Source organism: Roseibium aggregatum (assembly GCF_014692675.1).
Classification (GTDB): Bacteria; Pseudomonadota; Alphaproteobacteria; order Rhizobiales; family Stappiaceae; genus Roseibium; species Roseibium aggregatum_C.
Genome location: NZ_JABFCZ010000026.1, coordinates 1 through 21,146, shown reverse-complemented (window position 1 = coordinate 21,146; position 21,146 = coordinate 1). Strand labels below are relative to the sequence as shown.

Below are 21,146 nucleotides of genomic sequence, written 5' to 3'. Positions count from 1 at the left end.
GGGGCCCGTTGAACCCGGCTCATGGCGCCAGCTCAACGACCTGCAAGCACCGGGCCGGGGAGGTGGGTCGTGATGAGAACCCCAACCAAACCCCTTCTGTGGGTGGCATCGGCCGCCCTGCTGGCGGGGTGCGTCTCGGCCGAGCAGGTTGCTACCTATTCCGAAGCGAAACCCGGGTTTCGGGCGGTTTCTGCCGGCACGTCCGCGCGGACCGGCAACAAGGAGACCGTCTGGATCGAGAATGCGGCCCAGTCGAAGGCGGTCTCGGAACGGGTCCGCAAGATGGTGCACAAGAAGACGATCAACGCCGAGACGGCGGTCCAGGTTGCTTTGCTGAACAATCGCGGGCTGCAAGCGTCCTACGCGGCGCTGGGCATGAGCGCGGCCGACGCATGGCAGGACACGATGCTGGAAAATCCGATCGTTTCCGTTGGTCTCTTCGGTTTGGCGCATCCCGAGATCAGCGGATTTCGCACGATCGAAAGCACGGTCGCGGCCAACCTTGTGTCCCTTGCGACGCAAAAGCAGCGGGTCGATGTTTCCGATGCCCGGTTTCGCCAGGCGCAGGCCGTTGCGATCGGCGATACGCTTGCGCTTGCGGCGGAAACTCGGCGCGCCTGGATCGATGCCGTTGCCGCATTCGAAACGGTTGCCAATCTCAACCAGGCCCAGGTTGCCGCGGACGCGGCATCGCAGCTCGCCCAGAAGCTGGGCGAGACGGGGGCCATGCCCAAGGCGGGACAGGCGCGCGAACACGCCTTCTATGCGGAACTGACCGGCCAGAAGGCGGAAGCCCGATTGGCCGCAAGGCTGGCAAAGGAGCGGCTCACCCGGCTGATGGGATTGTGGGGGCAGGACGTCGAGTATTTCGTGCCCGACAGCCTGCCTGCCCTGCCCAGGGCTCCGCGCGGCAATCCGGCGATCGAGGCAGATGCGTTGCGCAACCGCATCGACCTGCAGGTCGCAAGGCTTGAACTGGAGGCCGTCGCCAAAAGCTATCGCCTGACGGAAGCCACCAGATACGTCACCGACCTGGAACTGATCGCCGGCGTGGAGGCGGAGCGGGAAATCGAGACCGAATACGAGCTCAATGGCCCGGATCTGGAGGAAAAGAAGACGAAAAAGACCATCGTGACGCCCCAGATCGAGCTGGAATTCGCCATTCCGATATTCGACAGCGGCAAGGCGCGGATGCGCAAGGCGGAATACGCCTACATGCAGGCGGCGAACGGCCTGGCGGAAAAGGCGGTGAACATCCGCTCCGAAGCCCGCTCGGCCTACACCGCTTACAGGTCCTCCCACGAGATTGCCCGACATTACCGCGACGCCGTGCTGCCGCTTCGAAAGGCGGTCGAGGAGGAGAGCCTGCTGACCTACAACGGCATGATCACCAACACCTTCGACCTTCTCGCCGACACCCGGGCCCGCATCGACACCCAGCTGATGGCCGTCAACGCCCGCAGGAACTTCTGGCTCGCCGAAGCGGATCTGGCGGCCGCCACATACGGTGCGGGGCCGATGGAGGGCGCCCGCACCGGTGCCGCCATCAACGTGGCTGCGGCCGAAGGGGGAGGTCACTGATGGATACCGGTCAAAGGAACAGGATGATGATGAACCGACGTCAGCTTCTGGGCGCGGGCGCAACCGGAGCCGCCCTCGTATCCACCGCCGCATGGGCGAAAACGTCCAACATGGGCCTGCCGGAGGCAGCCATAATGGACGGACCGGCCACCCAGGCTCCCAAAGGCGCCCCCGACACAGGCGTGCCCTACAATCCCGTGGTGACCCTGAACGGCTGGACGCTGCCCTTCCGCATGAACAACGGCGTGAAGGAGTTCCATCTGGTCGCGGAACCGGTGGAACGGGAACTCGCCGAAGGCATGACCGCGTATCTCTGGGGCTACAATGGTCAGTCCATCGGCCCGACCATCGAGGCGGTGGAAGGAGACCGGGTCCGGATCTTCGTGACCAACAGGCTCCCCGAACACACATCGGTGCACTGGCACGGCCTCATTCTGCCGTCCGGCATGGATGGCGTCGGCGGTCTGTCCCATCCCGGCATTCCGCCGGGAAAGACCTTCGTCTACGAGTTCGACCTCGTGAAATCCGGGACCTTCATGTACCACCCCCATGCGGACGAGATGGTCCAGATGGCCATGGGCATGATGGGGTTTTTCATCGTGCATCCGAAGGACCCGGCCTTCATGCCGGTCGACCGCGATTTCCTGATCATGCTCAACGCGTTCGATATCGATCCGGGCTCCTATGTGCCGAAGATCATGACCATGACCGACTTCAACCTGTGGACATGGAACAGCCGGATCTTCCCCAACATCGACCCGCTGGTGGTCGCGAAGAACGACCGGGTCCGGGTGCGTGTCGGCAACCTGACCATGACCAACCATCCGATCCACATGCACGGATACGACTTCGAGGTCACTTGCACGGACGGCGGCTGGGTGCGCCCGGAAGCCCGTTGGCCGGAAGTCACGATCGACATTCCGGTCGGCGCGATGCGGGCCTACGAGTTCGACGCCGTGCATCCAGGGGACTGGGCGATCCATTGCCACAAGTCCCATCATACGATGAACGCCATGGGCCATGACGTGCCGACCTTCATCGGGGCGGACAAGACGGCGCTCGCGCGCAAGATCCGCCTGCTTCAGCCGGAATATATGCCCATGGGCACCAACGGTATGGCGGAAATGGAGGAGATGGCCATGCCGATCCCGGACAACACCGTGCCGATGATGGCGGGCTGGGGGCCTCATGGTCCGCTTGAAATGGGCGGCATGTTCTCCGTCGTGAAGGTGCGCGAAGGCCTCTCCGCCGGCGATTACAGCGATCCCGGCTGGTACGAAAACCCGCCCGGAACCCAGGCCTGGGAGTGGACCGGCGACCTGCCGGAAACCAGCCGGGCGGATATTCCCGCGGCCGCGCCGCAGCCGTCCCGTACGGTCGGATCCGGCTCCTCCCATACCGGCCATGCCGGACACAAGTGAACGCAATCTGTCTTAGCTATCAGGAGAATGAAATGAACAAGCTTACCGGTTTCCTCGTTGCAGCGGTCCTTGGCACCGTTGCCGCAACCGCCGCCTTTGCCACGGACTATACCAGGGGCACCGTGAAGAAGGTCGACTTGAAAGGCAAGAAGGTCACCATCATTCACGAGGAACTCAAGAACCTCGACATGCCCGCAATGACCATGGTGTTCCGCATGGCGGACGACACGATGCTGGAAAAGGTTCAGGAAGGTCAGGAGGTCGAGTTCGTGGCGGACAGGATCAACGGCAACCTGACGGTGATCGAACTGAAGGAATAGATACCTTCCCGTTGACATCTGCATCGGACGTTCCATGACGCATTTCTGCCGGCGGCGTTCCGATCCTGACGATGTACATCTTCCAGGCGCGATCGGTCTTAAGATTCCGATCGCGCTTTGGACCGCCATGATGCCGGACGTCTGCCGCCATGGCCGAAGTCGGGAAGCAAAGGCGCACGGGACTTTCTTCGATGCGTCATACCTCACTCTGCGTCCAGAATTGATAGAGGTTGTCCCGTTTCGGGAAGAATATCGGTACGCGTTGCCGATAGTCGGTGTAACTGTCACCGAACTGTCGAAGCAGTTTCTTCTCTTCCTTCTGCGCGAGATGAACGTAGAGCCAGACAATGACGGGGGTCAGCACAAGCGTCGGAAGCGTAGGCCAATCCAGCAACTGTCCGAAAATCAACAGGAAAATACCGGTGTATTGCGGGTGACGCATGAGACCGTAGACCCCGTCGGTCTGCAGTCGATCGCCGAGAAAGTATATCTTGACCCATCCCTTTACGATCAGGAGCAGCCCGGCCAGAATAAAAACAGCGCTGACGATTGTTATGATCGTTGCACCTGTTCTGCCATATCCCAAGAGCGTCACCCAGAGATGGCCGCTTGAGTGGGTCAGAGTCGTTTCCGCAGGCAGAATGCCAGCCAAAAAATACAGGGTGAGCGGGAACCCGTACATTTCCGCGTAGAGCGCAATGATAAAGCTCTGAACAAGCCCGGTCCCTGCCCATTCGCGCCAGCTTTTCGGCGCCAGGAAGTGGTAGGCGCCCCATGCTCCCAAAACAATAATCAGAACCGCATAGGACCACAGCCCCGTCCATTCCTCAAAGCCCTCTATCACTACGGATCCTCCATGTTGCCGCTTGTCTGCAAGGCGCCGGAAACTCACCCGAAATATTGGGGCGAGACCTGGGTCTATGGTTTGACGTGTATACGAAGCGGACGACGTACTTCCGCCTCTGTACGCGCAAAGACTTTCACGGGTCCTGCGAAGTCATCACCGCAACAACACCGGCGTGCCTTATTTTGCTTGAGCCTGGGCTATCCAGTGAGAGGAACGTCAAATCACGATTGTTTCATCGAATTCAAGCAATACGAACCTGCCAGATCGAATTGCGTTTAGCGGATACTTGCCGCTCCGAAGGCGATGAATCGCGCGATACCACTCCTGGGAGCGGGGGCAAAACCACTGATTCAAATCGAACCTGCGCCGCATTGGCGTTCGCCGCTCTCTTTGTCGATGCCTGTCTGAGGCAAATCGTCGGTCGAAGGAGCCGCCGGCTTATCGGCCAGGCGCGCACGTCTGGCCGAAATAGTGTCTGCGCGGTTGTTCTTTCCGAAGTCCCGCCTGGGTTTACCGGGCGGGTCCGATCCGGCCGGCCAAAGCCTCAGTTTTTTCCGGCCTCGCCTTCATGACTTTCATCACCGCCTTCTTCATCGTGTTCCATTAGATCCTTGATCGAGTCCGGGATGTCGGAAACCGAGAAGGTCTTCTGCTCGGGCGCGTCGTGGACGAAGGCAATGATGTCGGCAAGTTCCTGACCGGAGAGTTCGATCGGGGCACCAAGCTCCTCGCGTTGCATGGCGACCATCGCTTCGGCGCCGAGCCACATCTTCGCAGAAAACTCGAACGGGTTCATCGGCAGCGGCATGGTATCGGCATCGAGTGCCGGGGCATCCTCGCCGCCGACCCCGTTGATGGAGTGGCAGACGACACAGCCCTTGCTCGCGAACAGCACCCGGCCACGGGCCGGATCCATTTGCGGCATCATCAGGCCGGGACTGACCATGCGACGGGGTGACATTGCCGTTTCGTCCCCATGCATTGTCGCATAGGCCGTCGGCACCGCAGCCAGGAGTGTGAGCACACTTGCCAGTGCGGTAATCGTGACAGGTTTCATGGGTTTATTCCTTCCGTTTGACGGTTCGGGACAGGCGCCGGAGACAAGCTTCCGGTGCCCGTATCGACGTGGAGAGGTGAGTTCGAGGACTTATTGGGCGTCGCCGCTTTCATCCCCGTCGTCGTCCTGCCAATGGTTGTGGATCTCATCGGGTGTGAGCTGACCGTCGCCGTTCTTGTCGAGATACTTGAACATCCGGCCCTGGATCGCCTGGAATTCGTCCAGGGAGAGTTTGCCGTCGCCGTTGGTGTCCATCATCAGGATCATCATCCGGGGACCCATCATGCCGGGTCCCATGCCGCCGTAGCCCCATCCGCGGCCACCCATCATGCCGGGACCCATGCCGTAGCCCCCGCCACGGCCGTACATCATGCCCGGTCCCATGTGGCCGTAGCCCCAGGGCATCGTGCCGCGCCGGTCGTATCCGTAGCCGGGCATCGGCCGGGTCTGGTCATTGTCCTGATCCGTCATCATACCCGAACCGGATTTTCCCATCATCGGGCTGCCTTGCTGTGCCTGTGCGGCGCCGGCCATAGAGGCAATTCCGATGACGCATGCTGAAGATAGAAGGAACTTTTTCATCTGTAGTCTCCGTTGGTTACGGATCCGATTGTGTTTTGGCGATCCGGAGTGAGAGGAAATTCACTTAATGAAGGACGACCATCTGGTGTCCTTCTCCTTCGATGGGAATGGTCCCCAGCATCGTCAGGTTTCGACGATCAACGACCCAGACGAGGGGCTCGTCCCGGCTCGACACATAGAGCTTGTCGGTACCGTCGATGACCGTGAGGTGATAGGGAGCAGGACCGATAGGAACGCTTCGGATATTGCCCGAGGGCAGATCCACCGCCGAGAGCTTGTCCTCGCCATTGCCGCTGACGAAAAGGGTCTGACCGTCTTCGGTGATGTCCAGCCCGTGCAACAGACCGCCAATCTCGAATGAGCGGCGGATGTTTCCGCTTTCGACAGCGAGTTCCGATACGGTGCCGGCGTCGACGTTCGCAACATAGAGCGCCGTACCGTCCTCGTTCATCACGATGTGCTCCGGACTGTCGCCGGCGGGCAGGGTGCGGCGTACCATCTGGTGCTCGACCATGATCTCGCTGATCGTTCCGTCCCCGCTGTTGGTGACATAGGCCCGGCTGCTGTCGGGGCTGAACACTGCATAATTGGGCAGGGATCCGGTTGGGACGAAGCCAACCACCGTCAGGGTCTTGAGGTCGATGATGCTGACCCCGTCGCCGTTGGGATGGGTCGCAACGGCATACCGGCCATCGGGCGATACCGAGACATGATGGACCGCGCCGGGCACTTCGAGACGCCGAACCGAATTGCCTGTCGACGCATCGAGGATTGTGAGAATGCTGATCGCGCCATCTGGCGATTTCTGACGGGCGCCGGCACCATGGTGTTTCGCATGTTCGCTTTCCGAAACATTGGCCGGACGGGCGACTTCAGGCATCTCATCTGCCGGATGCTCGGAGAAGCTGCCCGCGACGAGGTAACGGTTTCCGTCCGATCCGCCCAGGCCGTGAACATCCGGCAGTTCGGAAAGCCGGTTCACTATCTTGTCGGTCTGGGCGTCGACGACGACGACCGCACCGGCGCTTCCTTCCGGAATAAAAACGGTCGCGGCTCTTGCGGTGCCGAATGCGAACGACGTAACCGCCAGGGTTTGGACGATGATCCGTGTGTATCTGTTCATGTGATTTCTCCCGGCCTTCCATTTAAAGGACGGCTTTTCGATGCTGTTTGACTTCGAGGGGAGGTGCAAAGCGCTACCGGGAACTCGCATTCCGCTCTTGGGCCCGTGCCGGTTTCAGTGCTCAGCCATCTGAATGCGGGATTTGCGGAGCAATCCCCCCGAACATTCACATGGAGCCGTCCTCATCGACCAGACCAGTTGATGGTTGTTCGAAAAGGGGAGCGAGAACGAGCACGGTTCAGCACAAGAAAAGTATCGCGCGCACCAGTGCCGCCGCTTGGCGCGGCGCTCAGACGAGGAAAGATTTGGGAGGCTGTTTGGGCGGAGAGATCACGCGCGGCGTGCCAAACCAGTCATTGGCCAGAGTGTTGGGCAATGCGGATTCGAACTCATACGCGGCGCTTTGGGGAATGACACCGTTGAAAGTGCAGTTTCCGTGATGTGCGCAATGCACGGCCGCGCCTGCCGCATGTAATGGCAAATGACCGGTCGCCGGATTTGCAAGGGAAATGGAATAGCCCGATTGCGCCGTAGATTCTGAAGCCGGTTCAATATGACCAAACAGCAATATCACTGCGGCGAGCAGACACACAAGAACACCTGCCGAGCGGCTTTTTGCGGTCGCCAAACCGAGATACTTGCCTTTTTGGGAGCTCGGCATCGGGATGTTCCAGTTTCCTCCAATATCGACAACAGTAACATCTGGCGATCTGAATGTATTGATATCGATCAACAGGCCGGGCACATGGGGGGATCAGCGAGCCCGTAGGGAACTGAGTCACCTTGAGCCAGGTCTTCATACCTGCGGCGGCATGTTCGAGCATGTGGCAACACGGAGTTGGCGGTGTCGATCCGAATGCCATGGCCGTGTATGGAACTTGGCTCCTCCAGATTGTTGACAAAACGCGCCCTGACGCGATTTCCGCAATGCACCCGGATTTCGGGTCAGGGCGCATTGCCATTATACGTTCACAGATCCGATGAAGGACTGTCCTCCCGGAAAAGCTTCGGTCCTGATGGACCAGCCGTAATTTCAAGAAAGCCGTCCCCGGCGATAACCGGCCTGACAAAAGCCGGCAGAGCCGATGACAACGCCAGTGCCGAAGCCGACTTGATGAAACGACGACTGGTCCGGAGCATGGAGATCAGTCCTTGTTCATCAGATAGGTTGCGATTGCCTCAAGGTCGTCCTGTTGCAGGAACCTGGTCCCGTCCCGAACGACCTCACCCATCGATCCTCCGAAAGCATCGCCATCCGGGAGGATGCCCGTGCGAAGTGCGTAGGCGAGATTTTTGACGGTCCATCCCCTTTTTTCCAAGGCGGTTGCCGTGATCGGTGGGGATTTACCGCCATTCGGCAGTCCGTCCGCGCCGTGCAGGGCCAGTTCCGCCTGCCGAGCACCTGCAAAATTGCGGGGCGTATGGCAGGCGCCGCAATGGGCAGGGCCCTCGACGATGAACTTGCCGCGGTTCTATTTCTCGGTCTTTTCCGGATCAGGGACAAAAGACGTGTCGTCGAGATAGGCGGCTCGCCAGAGTTTAAGACCGTCCCGCATACCGAACGGGAAGCCGAGGTCATGCGGTTTCGACGGTTGGGCAACCGGCGGAACAGTCTGGAACGCGGCCCAGAGATCGGCGATATCCTGATCGGAAAACGTCCCGTAGAAAGGATAGGGGAACGCCGGATAATAGGGCTTGCCCTCCGGCGATACACCATGGCGGACGGCCCTGGCGAAGTCCTCTATCGACCAGTCCCCGATCCCGTTTTCGCGGTCCGTGGTCAGGTTCGGAGAATAGAACGTCCCGAAATCGGTCTTGAGAGCAAGGCCGCCCGCAAGAGGCGCGCCGCCTTGTTCTGCGTTCGTGTGACAGGCGATGCAGCCTGACATACGGGCCAGATAGGCCCCGCGGTTCGCGTCACCGGTCAGTGGAGGCACCTTGGCCTCGATATCTATCGGTTGTTTGAACACGGCCGCGCCGCTCGCCACTACAACGACAGTGGCGAGAGAGAGAAACAGCAACACTCTCTTCATGTTGTCAGTTCTCTTCGGTCCGGAACCTGGTGTGACATTCCGAACAGGTTTGCGTGACCATGTTGAACACGCCGTCGGCCGGCATTTGCGCAAGCTGATCGGCATTCATCATGCCTGATGCGCCACCCATCATACCGGAACCGCCCATCATCCCCGAGCCACCCATCATGCCGGAGCCGCCCATCATGCCGGACCCGCCCATCATGCCGGATTGGCCGTTCTGCATCATGTGGCCACCGCCGTTCGCCATCAGGCCGTTGCCGGCCGCAGCCTCAAGACCTTCGGCAAACACTTCAAGCTGGCCTGCCAGGTCTGAGAACGCCTGCCAGTTCGACCAGATTTCGGGCTTTGCCTCGGACCCGTGTTCCCGGCTTCCTTCCGGAAAGAGCCTCGTCAAATCCCGTCCGGCGTGAGAACGGATAACGGCCGCGCCCTTGCGGACGGTATCGGCGTCATAGGTCGTATCTCCGCGCATCATGGCGGACAGCGTTTTGACCACATCGCTCATGGCCTTCATGCCGTCCATACGTTCCTTGACGATTCCCGTCGCGCCCGAATGGGCCAGCGCAAGCGTGGACAGACCGGAAATGGCGATTGCGCATCCGGCAAATACAACTGATTTCTTCATGTAAATTTCCTCTTGAATTCGATGTGATGCGGCGTTGCCGCTCGTAAGAGAATCAAGAGGCTGTGCGTGGCGGGGGAGGCTCGAAGGAATGGCTGGCGGGTCTGATCGCGGCGTCCCCGTGCGCGGCAAGGTCCAGCGCATTGCTGCACATGGGCAGCCGGTATTCTTTCGCCAGAGACAGGATTGAAGCGCCGCAGTGGAGTTCCGCACTGGCGGATGTGTCGAGCGAACTCTTGTCCGTATGTGCATGCGGCGTCGTGGCCGCATGTGATGCGGCCGCGAGATGGTCGTGCGCCTCTGCGGCATGGGTGAACGAACCACCCGACATCATCAACATGATGACCGAAAGATATGCCAACAGTCTGCCAAGGCGAATCATAAACCGACCTTCATTGGATTTCCCGACGATCTAACCGGCGTTTGTGTCACATAAATGGCATTCGTGCCGAACTGAAACAGAGGCAGACTGTCCGACAGATTCGGACGATGTCAGAGATGTAGATATCGTAGATGTAAATGACTGAAGTCTTAACCCGAATCCCGGTTGGCCGGTGAGCAAACATATTCGCAATGTTGCTCTTTAAGTCGATATCCTTCTGAAAAAAATGAATAATTTCTCATTGATGCCGGAGGACGTCCGGCTTCATGTCGATCCCAGGGGAATGTTTCTGCGGAGCCGCGGCGGTTTTCCGCGGCTACAACGTTCTAGGCGATATGGATTGCTGCAGGCGCAGGCGCGCGAAACTCCCGGAGAGGATGTCATTTCCGCTTGAAATTCTCCGTCGAACGTCGACGCGCATTTTCCTCGTCCCTGTCGGGAGCTGACCGGAACGGGAAAAATGCTGGGACGCGGCCTGAGTAGCTTTCCCAGTCCTCTCCGAAACGCGCCTGACTGTCGGCCTCCTCGCGGCGGGCGAGGCGTACGTACATCCAGACAAGCACCGGAAACATTACGAGCGTCAGGATGGTCGGCCACTGCACCAGAAAGCCGAACATGATCAGCACGAAACCTGCGTACTGCGGATGACGCATTCGGGCATAGGGACCGGTCACGGCCAGTCGATCTTTTCGCTGCGCCTTCCAGAGGTGGCGCCAGGCCACCGCGAGCAGCCAGAAACCGCATCCGATGAATATGAAGCTGGCGATGTGGAACAAGCCGGCATGCGGGTTCGCCTGCCATCCCAAAAACATCTCCGGGAGATGCCCGCTGACATGGGAATACCAGTTGATGTCCGGGTTGAATGTCTGGAGCCAGCCTGAAAGCAGATAGATCGTCAGGGGAAAGCCATACATTTCCGTAAAGAGCGCCAGGACGAAAGCGCTGAAGGCCCCAAAACTGCGCCAGTCCCGCGCGGTCTTCGGCTTGAAGAAACTGAAGGCAAAAACGATGAATATCGCCGAGTTGACGAATACCAGGGACCAGAGCCCATAGGATCCGCTGGACGGGATCATGAGGCTCTCCATTCGCGGGGCACTTCATCGACGAGAGCCTGCCGGTTGTTCGCTTCCCGTGTCAGATTTTTGCTCCTCTCAGGCGCAATGCATTGAGAACCACGGAAATGGACGATGCACTCATGGCGAAAGCGGCGAACATCGGGCTGATCAGGATGCCGAGAACCGGGTAAAGCACGCCTGCCGCGACGGGCAGGCCCGCAGCGTTATAGATCAGCGCGAAGAACAGGTTCTGCCGGATGTTGCGCATGGTGGCGCGAGCGAGCCTGCGGGCGCGCACGATGCCGTCGAGGTTGCCTTTGACCAGGGTGAACCCCGCCGATTCAATGGCCACATCCGCGCCGGTGCCCATGGCGATGCCCACATCGGCCTGCGCCAGGGCCGGGGCGTCATTCACCCCGTCACCGGCCATTGCGACCTTGCGGCCGGCCGTTTGCAGTTCCTTGATGATGCGTGCCTTGTCTTCGGGCAGGACGTCGGCGCGGATTTCATCGATGCCGAGCCGCGCGGCGACCGCTTTCGCGGTCCGTTCGTTGTCGCCGGTGGCCATGATGATGCGGAAGCCGAGTTCATGCAGGGCCTTCAGCGCCGCCGGTGTGCTCTCCTTGACCGGATCGGCGACACCGACGAGACCTGCGATCACGCCTTCGAGCACGACAAACATCACCGTCTCGCCCTCGTCGCGCCGGGCGTTTGCCTTGTCTGCAAGTGCGGTGACCTGGAGACCGAGCTCCTCCACGAGCTTCAGATTGCCGAGAGCGACGCTCTTGCCGTCGACCGTACCCTTGACGCCCTTGCCGGTGACGGCCTCGAAGTCTCCGGCCTCTCCAAGTTTTACACCGCGTTCTTCCGCACCGGCGACGATTGCCTCGGCCAGCGGATGTTCAGACCCTTTTTCCAGGGTCGCGGCCAGGCGCAGCACTTCTTCCTCGTCGTGGCCGTCCTCCGGTAGGACTGCGACCAGCCGGGGCTTGCCCTCGGTCAGCGTCCCGGTCTTGTCGACGATCAGCGTGTCGATCTTTTCAAAGCGTTCCAGTGCTTCGGCGTTCTTGATCAGCACGCCCGACTGCGCGCCGCGTCCCGTTGCGGTCATGATCGACAGGGGCGTGGCAAGCCCGAGCGCGCAGGGACAGGCAATGATGAGCACGGCCACTGCGGCGATAAGGGCATAGGACAGGGCAGGAGCCGGTCCCCAGACCGCCCAGCCTATGAAGGCGAGAACCGCGATGCCGATGACCGTCGGCACGAACCAGCCGGCGACCTTGTCGGCGTATTTCTGGATCGGGGCGCGGCTGCGCTGCGCGTTGGCGACCATTTCGACGATCTGGCTGAGCATGGTGTCGGCGCCGACGCGCGTCGCCTCCATGATCAGGCTGCCCGTACCGTTGATCGTCGCTCCGGTTACCGGATCGCCCGGCGTCTTTTCGACCGGCACCGGCTCGCCGGTGATCATGCTTTCGTCGACCGAGGAACGGCCGTCGGTCACGACGCCGTCGACCGGGACCTTGTCGCCCGGGCGAACGCGCAGCCGGTCGCCGATCTGGACATCCTCCAGCGGGACCTCTTCCTCGCTGCCATCGGAGCGGATTACCCGCGCGGTCTTGGCAGCCATGTCCAGAAGCGCCTTGATGGCCTTGCCGGTACCTTCGCGCGCGCGCAGTTCCATAACCTGACCGAGAAGCACCAGGACCACGATGACGGCAGCCGCCTCGAAATAGACGCCGACGTGACCCTCGGCGTCCCGGAATCCGTCGGGAAAGATCCCGGGAGCCAGAACCGCGACCACGCTGAAGGTCCAGGCGGCCATGACACCCATGCCGATGAGCGAGAACATGTTGAGATTGAGCGAACGGAACGAATTCCAGCCGCGCTTGAGGAAAGGCCAGCCGCACCACAGCACGACGGGCGTTCCCAGCACCAGTTCGATCCAGAGAGTTATCCGTTCGCCGAAGATGTCGCGCACGCCCGACAGGCCCACATAGGGGCCCATGGTGAAGACGAGCAGGGGAACGGTCAGAACGGTGCCGACCCAGAGCCGGTGCGTGAAATCCACGAGTTCGGGGTTCGGCCCCTCGTCGGCCATCGTCGCGCTTTCAAGCTCCAGGCCCATGCCGCAGATCGGACAGGATCCCGGTTCGGTACGGCGAACTTCCGGGTGCATCGGGCAGGTATAGACCGCTCCGGAATATCCCGCCGGGACCGTGTCGTATTGGCCGCCTTTCGCGGACGCGGCGTCACCACTTTCATGTTCATGATGGTGATGGTGATGGCCGGCTTCGCTCTCGGGAACCAGATGCATCCCGCATTTCGGACAGTCGCCGGGCTCCGGTTGCCGTATCTCCGGATGCATCGGGCAGGTGTATACCGTCTCGGCCCCATACCCGGACGTCGCGGCCGGGGTATGTGAGCCATGGGTCTCATGGGACGACATTTCTGGCTCTCTCCGATTCTAGATGCGCCGGCCGTGGCATTCGGGACGAGCAGGGCGTTTCGTTTCAGCTCGATAAAACGGGCTTTGCCACCAAAGCCGCAAGCGCTCCGAATGGTGGCGGGCCAGAGTGACTGCAACAGAAAATAGTGCCCGTACCGTGATGGAGAAGGCCGCACGGTGATACTTTCCGGCCAACGGCGGGCCTGCCGACCGGTATCACCGTCCGATCCTGCGGTGCAGTCGGAATCAAACGGCCGCTTGGGCCGGTGAAGCGTCATACCCGGCCGTTTTCAGAGCGGCCAGGACCTGGTCGGTCGAGAGCTGGCTTTCGACTGAGACGATCCGGTTTTCCATATCGAAATCCAGTTGGGCCGAGCCGTCGGCGCCCTTGACGGAGGTGTCGATAGCCGCCTTGCAGTGGCCGCAGCTCATATCGGGTACATGAAATCTCATGGCAGTGCTCCTTTGCTGGAATGCTTCGAATATGGAGTTTCCAGTTGGTGGAAGGTCAAGATCCGAGAACCGTTCAAAGTTTTATTTCTGCTGGCCTTGACCTTCCAGTGACTGGAAACCCTATTTTCGTGGAAATTCGAAAATCGGAGACGACATGTCCAGCGAAACCCATGCAACACTTTCCATCGAGGGAATGTCTTGTGCATCTTGCGTCGGGCGCGTGGATCGCGCTTTGGCCGCTCTGGAAGGCGTGAGCGACGTATCGGTCAACCTTGCCAGCGAAACCGCCCAGTTGACGGTCGACGGCCCAGAGCGGCTGATGACGGCGGCACAGCGCCTCGATGAACTCGGGTATCCCGCGCGCCGCGCCAGCGTGACACTGAACGTCGGTTCCATGTCCTGCGCGTCCTGTGTCGGCAGGGTGGACCGGGCGCTGTCCGCGGTCCCCGGCGTGACAGAGGTCAACGTCAATCTCGCCTCCGAGACGGCAACGGTCTCCTACCTGGAAGGCATGACCGGTCCAGCCGCATTGGCCGTTGCGGCGACTTCTGCCGGATATCCGGCGGAAATTGCCGAGGCGAGTGCCACCCAGGACCGTGCCGCCCGCAAGGAGGAAGAGGCGCGGGCGCTTGCCCGCCGGGTTGTCCTGGCCGCCGTGCTCGCTCTGCCGGTCTTCGTGATGGAAATGGGCAGTCACGTGATCCCGGGAATGCACGACCTGATCGGGCAGACGATCGGACACCAGACAAGCTGGCTGATCCAGTTCGCCCTGACGACCGCCGTCCTGGCCGGGCCGGGACGTGCTTTCTATCTCAAGGGTATTCCGGCGCTCTTGAAGGGCGCTCCGGATATGAACAGCCTCGTCGCCGTCGGCACGGCAGCGGCTTATGCCTATTCCGTGATTGCAACCTTCTTTCCGGTGCTGCTGCCCGACGCCGTCCGTTCGGTCTATTACGAGGCAGCGGCCGTGATCGTCGTGCTGATCCTGTTCGGCAGATTTCTGGAAGCGCGTGCCAAGGGGCGCACCGGCGCGGCGATCCAGAAGCTGCTCGGCCTTCAGGTTCGCACCGCGCGGGTTCTGCGCGACGGCGAACCGGTCGAGCTCGCGATCGAAGACCTGCATGCCGGCGATATCGTGGTCGTCCGCCCGGGCGAGCGTATCGCCGTCGACGGCGAAGTGACGGAAGGCGAAAGCCACGTCGATGAAAGCATGATCACCGGCGAGCCGGTGCCTGTTTCAAAGACGCCGGGCGCCGGCGTTACCGGCGGGACGGTGAACGGGGCAGGTGCCTTTCAGTTCCGGGCCACCCGGGTCGGAGCCGACACCACGCTTGCCCAGATCATCCGCATGGTCGAAGAAGCGCAGGGGGCAAAGCTGCCGATCCAGGGGCTGGTGGACCGCATCACCCTCTGGTTCGTCCCCGTCGTCATGTCGGTTGCGGCTCTGACGGTGCTGGTGTGGCTGATCTTCGGTCCCAGTCCTGCACTGACGCTGGCGCTGGTCGCAGGCGTTTCCGTACTGATCATCGCCTGTCCCTGCGCCATGGGCCTTGCCACGCCGACCTCGATCATGGTTGGCACAGGCCGCGCCGCCGAGATGGGTGTGTTGTTCAGAAAGGGCGACGCCCTGCAGCAACTGACCTCGGTGGAGGTCGTCGCGCTCGACAAGACCGGCACGGTGACCGAAGGCCGGCCGGAACTGACCGACCTTGTGCTGGCGGAAGGGTTCGACCGCGCCGACGTTCTGGCCCGGGTTGCGGCGGTCGAGGACCGCTCGGAACACCCGATTGCCGCCGCCATCGTATGGGCGGCGCGCAGCGAAGGTGTTGCACAGGTCGACGTGGCCGATTTCGCCTCCATCACCGGTTACGGCGTAAAGGCGACCGCCGGCGGAGCGCAGGTGATCGTCGGCGCGGACCGCCTGATGAGCCGTGAGGGTATCGACCTGGGGTCTTTGGCCGAGGTTGAAACCGGCCTGGCCAGGCGCGGCCGGACCGCGCTCTTTGCCGCTATCGACGGCCGGATTGCCGCGGTGATGGGCGTCGCAGACCCGGTGAAGCCGGCAAGCCGTGCCGCGATTGCAGCCCTTCATGCACAGGGGCTCCAGGTCGCCATGATCACCGGCGACAAGCGCGAAACGGCCGAGGCCATTGCCGCGGAGACGGGCATCGACCATGTCGTTGCCGGTGTGCTTCCCGAAGGCAAGGTTGACGCGCTTCAGAAGCTGCGCGGGGTCGGCCGGAAAATCGCCTTTGTCGGCGACGGTATCAACGATGCGCCCGCGCTCGCCCATGCGGATGTGGGCATCGCCATCGGCACCGGCACGGACGTGGCCATCGAATCCGCCGATGTCGTGCTGATGTCGGGCGACCTGCGCGGCGTGGTCAATGCTTTCGAGGTGTCGAAGCGGACCATGGCCAACATCCGGGAAAACCTGTTCTGGGCGTTTGGCTACAACACGGCGCTGATCCCGGTCGCCGCGGGCGTATTGTACCCGGCCTTCGGGCTCCTGCTGTCACCGGTCCTTGCCGCAGCCGCCATGGCCCTGTCCTCGGTCTTCGTGCTGACGAACGCGCTGCGCCTGCGCCGGATCACGCCCCCGATGGACGAAGCCGAAACCCCGGCACCGCATTTTACAGCCTCATTGGCGGAAGCGGCCGAATAACGGAGAGCGATCATGAATATCGGCGGCGTTTCACAGCTGTCCGGCGTTCCGGCACAGACGATCCGGTATTGCCAGGGTATCGGGCTGATCAAACCCTTAAGAGGAGACAACGGCTATTGGAGTTTCCAGGAGGGGGATCTTCACAAGCTGGCCTTTCTTAGCGCCCAGTAGGATACCGGCGAACCGTTCAGCACGATCGGCCCCGTCAGACCTTGGCAATCGGCTGCCAGCAGTGTCACCGCCCAGCCGGCCTGGCAATTTCCGTAAGGGACCGGCGGGCTGTCCGGATGGCGGCGCGCCACCTCTTCGACGAAGTGCCTCAGGGCATGGACGACATCCATCAGGGTCTGTCCCGGCTCCGGCTCCGGATAGAATATGACGAAGTAGACCGGATGGCCTTCCCGCATCGTCATGCCGACCTCTGAATCGCGTTTGAAGCCGCCTATGCCCAGGCCATGGCCCGCGCGGGGGTCGACAACGATGACCGGCTGTTTGTCCGCATCGATATAGTCCTCAAGCAAGTCCCGTTCGGAATATAAGGTATCCAGGTCAGACCAAATGCACAGCAGCAATGTCCAAGTACCCGCGACCCGATCGGGCGTACTTGGATTGCACGTCGTAATTCTGCGATATTTTTGGAAGGGCGGGTTCAGGCCGGACTCGTATGCAGGTTAGAAATGATCAATTTCGCGGGTTTTAATCAGCGTTTGTGCAGCAATATGTGCAGCGAAAACCACTATTGTTCCGGCATCGGACCACATAGGAGGTTTTTCGGTTTGCAGAATTGTGATGCACCTTGTTCGGGTGGTCTGAACCGCAATTACAATGGTCACACAAAGAACGGCCGCCGAAAAAAAACGCGATGACGGGGCCCTTTTGCACCGTTTTGTTCCGCCCATCAAAGACTTGTGTTTGGATGATTTGAAGGTGCCACGGGTGCCGCCGGCCATGAACATTCAGATAAAGAATGACGCAATAATCAGAAGCACCAGCACCAGACAAATGGCAGCACCGATACGCCACCAGTTTCCGGTTTGCGATACGGGCGGCACAATGGATTCAAGTTCGCTGTCGGTTCCGGCTTCCTGCGCGATGTCTCGATTGAGGCGATTCGTCTCGGCCATGCGTTCCGGGTCATTGTTCCTTGCACTGTCAGACATCGTTGTCTCCATCGGTGATCTGGAAAGAAGAATGCCGCGCCGGAAAGGTTTTTCTTGCTACGGCAGAAGCCCGTGCACCGGTGGCCGGGCACACCGTCCTATCCCCTGGGGATTTTCGTTGTCTTGAGGGGATTGCTGATGGTTCCGGCGAGCAACTCACGCGGTCCGCTTTGCGGAAAAGAACCGTCTGGGATCTCCGTAACGGAATAGAGCTTTTCGTTGCGGAAGGCGCTCGCTTCGCGCGTCGAGTCATCTTCGCCCGGATGGGCATCGGCCTCGAGAAAGTCCGGTTCGGCCTCGCTTGCGACGACGCGTGCATCCGCCGGCGATTCCGCGCGCACCACGACTACTCCCTGTTCCGGTGCAAGATCCCAGTTGGGATCCCATTCGGGGGCGATGGGGCTGAGCTTGTAAATCTTCCTGGTCATACTGCGCTAACGGTTCGGAGCCGGAAAAGTTCCCGGGTCACGACGTTGCCGGAACCGTTCAGCGGGAGAAACGTTGATCGTTATATGGCCGACGAGCCGGGAGTTCCGGCAGGTCGTGAGGCTTGTCCGGTACGAAGGAAAAGAAATCCGCCCATATGTATGCCCTCGCGCGAAAACCCGAAGGCCCGGTCGCCCGGCGGGATTTCTCCAAAAATGCCGAACCGCCTGGCAGGGCCGCGGGCTTAAACGACTAGCCGGATCGACAGTCTTCTAAGATCGTCGGCGACTGAGGATGGTGGATAGCTGTGCGGCTTTCCCCACGCGCAATGGTGGCGCTGACGGGCGGAAAGTCATCGATCTGAAGGCCCGTAGCCGCACAAAGGCGGTTGCCGAACTGCACGCGGAAGATCGGGCGTCAGCCTCAACAAGGAGACATTCCCATGGTCGAGATCCAGGACAAGGAAATCGAAGGCATATTAAGCGCGCACCGCGAGTTGCTGACGCGGCTGCTCAGTGCACGGTTCGAGGAAGACACCGGTTTTCAAAGCCGGCTGGAACAGGAGGCTGAGGTTCACGACGGGGAGGAGGATCCTGGCGCCATCCCGACCTCTGATTTCGCCGTGCAGGAGGCCAGGGCTCGGGAGATCCGGGCGATCCTTGCGATTGCCTCCTCGAAGGTGGCGGCAGGGAAGCGAAGTTCCCGGAGCAAGGGGGCGGACTCATGAAATTCCGCTTTCAGGCGTCAATGCGGCAATGGCTTTGACGTGGCTTTCCGCTGCCGGCCTTCGGATCGATCAGGAAACGTAATTTTGCGGGTTCGCACCCTGGTCAACGCCTCCGCACCCGGGTGCATCTCCTCAAAAAAAGGAACCCGAAGGCAGCTGGCCCGTTTCCTTAAGGAAGGAAAGAGCCGAAGCCGTATATGGCTCGGCGGCAATTGTGAAAGGTCAGGTCATGTTGAAATGGATTCTCATCCTTCTAATCGTTGCTGCGGCGGCAAGTCTCTTCGGATTGCCGAGGCTGGCCGGCGCGGCTGCCTCGGTCGCCCAGATCCTGATCTTCATTGTTCTGGCGATCCTGCTGGTCTCGCTGCTCCTCGGGATTGTCGCGGTCGCCTGATCGTGTCGACGCTGTCCCGGTCGCGCTTGCGCCTGACGTTTCCTCTTTCCGTGTCCCAGGTGGAGGTCCTGCGATTGGCCGGAACAGCTCCGATGGGTGAGAGTCCCGTTTCAGAGGAAATTGTCATGCAGAATACCGGGAAACGAACGAGCCAAGGAGCGGACAATACGCGCCAAGGCGAAATCATACTCGAAAAACGCTGGAACCGGGCAATCTTCGTCAGCGGCCTGGCGGCCATCGGCCTCCTCGCGTTTTTCCTGGTTCTGGCGAGCTACGACTGAGGAGCCCGCCATATCGGGACCGGATCCGTACGCGCTCGGGGAAGCGATTCATGACCTCCATCCGAAGATCTTCGCCGACGAGACCGATGGGATCATGGCAAGGGCAGCGTGAGCGGAGCGTTCCTGTCTCGATGCCCCTCCTGTGCCAAATGCCATGGAACTCATATGGCTTCACTTTGTTCACCGGTCGGAAGGAGAGATGTCATGACCGACAAACGCAAGGTTCAAACAGCAAGGAAATTGCAGCAAACCGACATCGCCCAGGAAGAGATGGGCATGAACCGTCTACAGGCAGACGATCAGGAGAACGTACGCAACCAGCGCAAGGCGGTTCCGGACGTGAAGCGGGAACCGGACAGGGGCGTCATCGAAAGCTTTGAAAAGCTCGACAAGGACAGGCGCGCTCGTGAGGAGCTTGGCAAAGGCAACCGCTAGGGCGCGGCGTAAGTTTTCAGATTGGTTTGAGGGGCAGGGGGCGCAACAGGAGACAATGTGATGCCACAGATTACCGAAGCCAGAATTGTCATCATCGCGACCAACGGTTTCGAACAGTCGGAACTGGAAGTTCCCCTCGAAAACCTCCAGGACCAGGGCGCGACGGTTCATGTCGCCAGCCCCGACGGAAGCCCGATCAAAGGCTGGAAGGACAAGAACTGGGGCCGCGAAGTCGGCGCGGATCTGAAGATCGGCGACGTGAACGTGGATGACTACGATGCGCTGGTCCTTCCCGGCGGACAGATAAACCCCGACCTTTTACGTGTCGACGAAACGGCGGTCGGCAAGATCAGGGAGTTCGTTGACAGGGGGAAGGTCGTTGCAGCGATCTGTCATGCGCCCTGGCTGCTCATCGAAGCCGGCGTGGTCAAAGACCGGGAAATGACGAGCTACCACTCCATCCGGACGGACCTTGTCAACGCAGGAGCCCATGTGGTCGACAAGGAGGTGGCGGTGTCGGAAGGTATTATCACCAGCCGTTCTCCCGGAGACCTTGATGCGTTCGTCGCCAAGATCGTCGAGGAAATCCGTGAAGGCAAGCACCGCCGAAAAGCCGCTTGAGGCAGTCCGGCGGCGCCCCGGTTGAGGGCAGACTGCTCGGCGTCGCGTTCTGCGGCACAAGGAACGGGATCAAGGATCCCTCGCCAGTCCAACAGGGTATCGGCCGCATATCAGGCAGATGCGGCGGCATCTTGCATGACGTTTTCTGGTGCCATGAGCCGCCAGGAAGCCGGTCGATGCCCGGACGGTCGATCATTTTTCCATTCTTGCAGATGAATTCCGGACCTGTCTCCTCAGGAGCCGCACTCGACCGCTGATATCGGTCTATGAGGACCTGAAGGTCTCGAAAGGAACCAATGCATGGCGGACGTTTCGGCCGAGCATGCGTGCGTCGCACGTGAGGTTCATGAGACGAGCACCGAACATCCATGGATTTTCAGAATGCCCGACCTGAGAGATAGGTGACAAAACGTTCCGGACACATAGGTAACACTTTTCGTTTTTGCGGGAGGTGTCGATGCCGTGGAAAGAGGTGTCCGTTATGGAGGAACGTCTTCGCTTCGTCGCCC

At 60.7% G+C, this 21,146-nt stretch carries 24 protein-coding genes and 1 pseudogene; 10 read left to right on the top strand and 15 right to left on the bottom strand.

What is annotated here, in order from left to right; translation table 11 throughout:
• Positions 1 to 72 precede the first annotated feature (72 nt).
• Genes HK439_RS21175 through HK439_RS21165 form a run of 3 tightly spaced genes read left to right on the top strand, consistent with a single transcriptional unit; the run spans position 73 to position 3,322 of the window.
• The gene (locus tag HK439_RS21175; RefSeq protein WP_190293475.1) at positions 73 to 1,581 is read left to right on the top strand and encodes a TolC family protein; all 1,509 of its coding nucleotides are present in this window, start codon (positions 73 to 75) and stop codon (positions 1,579 to 1,581) included.
• A gap of 26 nt (positions 1,582 to 1,607) precedes the next feature.
• Positions 1,608 to 3,002, top strand: coding sequence for a multicopper oxidase family protein (locus HK439_RS21170; protein ID WP_190293530.1), 1,395 nt, complete (start codon positions 1,608 to 1,610; stop codon positions 3,000 to 3,002).
• A gap of 32 nt (positions 3,003 to 3,034) precedes the next feature.
• Entirely contained in the window at positions 3,035 to 3,322 is a 288-nt protein-coding gene (locus HK439_RS21165; RefSeq protein ID WP_190293474.1) for a copper-binding protein, read from the top strand.
• 196 nt (positions 3,323 to 3,518) lie between these two features.
• Here HK439_RS21165 and HK439_RS21160 read toward each other — a convergent pair whose 3' ends face one another.
• The 12 genes from HK439_RS21160 to HK439_RS21105 form a co-directional block, all read right to left on the bottom strand.
• A complete protein-coding gene (locus HK439_RS21160) occupies positions 3,519 to 4,166 on the bottom strand; it encodes an isoprenylcysteine carboxylmethyltransferase family protein (RefSeq protein ID WP_328804212.1) in 648 nt (215 codons plus the stop codon).
• 547 nt (positions 4,167 to 4,713) lie between these two features.
• Positions 4,714 to 5,226: a c-type cytochrome gene (locus HK439_RS21155; RefSeq protein ID WP_190293473.1), complete on the bottom strand. Its 513-nt coding sequence runs from the start codon at positions 5,224 to 5,226 to the stop codon at positions 4,714 to 4,716.
• Positions 5,227 to 5,316: 90 nt separating this feature from the next.
• The gene (locus HK439_RS21150; protein ID WP_190293528.1) at positions 5,317 to 5,808 is read right to left on the bottom strand and encodes an EF-hand domain-containing protein; all 492 of its coding nucleotides are present in this window, start codon (positions 5,806 to 5,808) and stop codon (positions 5,317 to 5,319) included.
• A gap of 64 nt (positions 5,809 to 5,872) precedes the next feature.
• Positions 5,873 to 6,931 carry a beta-propeller fold lactonase family protein gene (locus HK439_RS21145; protein WP_190293472.1) on the bottom strand — a complete coding sequence of 353 codons (1,059 nt, stop codon included), beginning with the start codon at positions 6,929 to 6,931 and terminating at the stop codon, positions 5,873 to 5,875.
• Positions 6,932 to 7,220: 289 nt separating this feature from the next.
• Positions 7,221 to 7,664, bottom strand: coding sequence for a hypothetical protein (locus tag HK439_RS21140; protein ID WP_190293471.1), 444 nt, complete (start codon positions 7,662 to 7,664; stop codon positions 7,221 to 7,223).
• The gene (locus HK439_RS27395; RefSeq protein WP_190293470.1) at positions 7,661 to 7,864 is read right to left on the bottom strand and encodes a hypothetical protein; all 204 of its coding nucleotides are present in this window, start codon (positions 7,862 to 7,864) and stop codon (positions 7,661 to 7,663) included. Before HK439_RS27395 ends, HK439_RS21140 begins: the two co-directional genes overlap by 4 nt.
• A gap of 539 nt (positions 7,865 to 8,403) precedes the next feature.
• Positions 8,404 to 8,964 (bottom strand): c-type cytochrome, encoded by a 561-nt coding sequence (locus HK439_RS26715; RefSeq protein ID WP_209011971.1) that lies wholly within the window; start codon positions 8,962 to 8,964, stop codon positions 8,404 to 8,406.
• Between the two features lie 4 nt (positions 8,965 to 8,968).
• Positions 8,969 to 9,592, bottom strand: a complete 624-nt coding sequence (locus tag HK439_RS21125; protein WP_190293469.1) for a c-type cytochrome — start codon at positions 9,590 to 9,592, stop codon at positions 8,969 to 8,971.
• Between the two features lie 52 nt (positions 9,593 to 9,644).
• Complete coding sequence (locus HK439_RS21120; RefSeq protein ID WP_190293468.1) at positions 9,645 to 9,950, bottom strand: hypothetical protein; 306 nt, start codon at positions 9,948 to 9,950, stop codon at positions 9,645 to 9,647.
• A 401-nt stretch (positions 9,951 to 10,351) separates the two neighbouring features.
• A complete protein-coding gene (locus HK439_RS21115) occupies positions 10,352 to 11,044 on the bottom strand; it encodes a methyltransferase family protein (protein ID WP_190293467.1) in 693 nt (230 codons plus the stop codon).
• Between the two features lie 61 nt (positions 11,045 to 11,105).
• A complete protein-coding gene (locus HK439_RS21110; protein WP_190293466.1) occupies positions 11,106 to 13,475 on the bottom strand; it encodes a copper-transporting P-type ATPase in 2,370 nt (789 codons plus the stop codon).
• A gap of 246 nt (positions 13,476 to 13,721) precedes the next feature.
• A complete protein-coding gene (locus HK439_RS21105) occupies positions 13,722 to 13,928 on the bottom strand; it encodes a heavy-metal-associated domain-containing protein (protein WP_190293465.1) in 207 nt (68 codons plus the stop codon).
• Between the two features lie 154 nt (positions 13,929 to 14,082).
• Between HK439_RS21105 and HK439_RS21100 the strand changes: the two genes are divergently transcribed.
• Positions 14,083 to 16,593: a heavy metal translocating P-type ATPase gene (locus HK439_RS21100; protein WP_190293464.1), complete on the top strand. Its 2,511-nt coding sequence runs from the start codon at positions 14,083 to 14,085 to the stop codon at positions 16,591 to 16,593.
• A gap of 12 nt (positions 16,594 to 16,605) precedes the next feature.
• Positions 16,606 to 16,764 (top strand): MerR family DNA-binding transcriptional regulator, encoded by a 159-nt coding sequence (locus HK439_RS21095; protein ID WP_190293463.1) that lies wholly within the window; start codon positions 16,606 to 16,608, stop codon positions 16,762 to 16,764.
• Here HK439_RS21095 and HK439_RS21090 read toward each other — a convergent pair.
• The 3 genes and pseudogenes from HK439_RS21090 to HK439_RS21080 all read right to left on the bottom strand — a co-directional run.
• A pseudogene (locus HK439_RS21090) lies at positions 16,755 to 17,111 on the bottom strand (DUF3141 domain-containing protein); the annotation flags it as partial. The gene HK439_RS21095 and the pseudogene HK439_RS21090 sit on opposite strands and share 10 nt — an antisense overlap.
• A 438-nt stretch (positions 17,112 to 17,549) precedes the next feature.
• Positions 17,550 to 17,753: a hypothetical protein gene (locus HK439_RS21085; RefSeq protein ID WP_190293462.1), complete on the bottom strand. Its 204-nt coding sequence runs from the start codon at positions 17,751 to 17,753 to the stop codon at positions 17,550 to 17,552.
• Positions 17,754 to 17,851: 98 nt separating this feature from the next.
• Positions 17,852 to 18,181 (bottom strand): hypothetical protein, encoded by a 330-nt coding sequence (locus HK439_RS21080; protein WP_190293461.1) that lies wholly within the window; start codon positions 18,179 to 18,181, stop codon positions 17,852 to 17,854.
• Positions 18,182 to 18,621: 440 nt separating this feature from the next.
• Between HK439_RS21080 and HK439_RS21075 the strand changes: the two genes are divergently transcribed.
• The 5 genes from HK439_RS21075 to HK439_RS21055 all read left to right on the top strand — a co-directional run bounded on the left by HK439_RS21075 (position 18,622) and on the right by HK439_RS21055 (position 20,637).
• Entirely contained in the window at positions 18,622 to 18,906 is a 285-nt protein-coding gene (locus HK439_RS21075) for a hypothetical protein (RefSeq protein WP_190293460.1), read from the top strand.
• A gap of 229 nt (positions 18,907 to 19,135) precedes the next feature.
• A complete protein-coding gene (locus tag HK439_RS21070) occupies positions 19,136 to 19,300 on the top strand; it encodes a DUF1328 family protein (RefSeq protein ID WP_190293459.1) in 165 nt (54 codons plus the stop codon).
• Between the two features lie 2 nt (positions 19,301 to 19,302).
• Entirely contained in the window at positions 19,303 to 19,581 is a 279-nt protein-coding gene (locus tag HK439_RS21065) for a hypothetical protein (RefSeq protein WP_190293537.1), read from the top strand.
• Positions 19,582 to 19,785: 204 nt separating this feature from the next.
• Positions 19,786 to 20,016, top strand: a complete 231-nt coding sequence (locus HK439_RS21060) for a hypothetical protein (RefSeq protein WP_190293458.1) — start codon at positions 19,786 to 19,788, stop codon at positions 20,014 to 20,016.
• 60 nt (positions 20,017 to 20,076) lie between these two features.
• Positions 20,077 to 20,637 (top strand): type 1 glutamine amidotransferase domain-containing protein, encoded by a 561-nt coding sequence (locus tag HK439_RS21055; RefSeq protein ID WP_190293457.1) that lies wholly within the window; start codon positions 20,077 to 20,079, stop codon positions 20,635 to 20,637.
• The last annotated feature ends 509 nt before the right edge of the window (positions 20,638 to 21,146 follow it).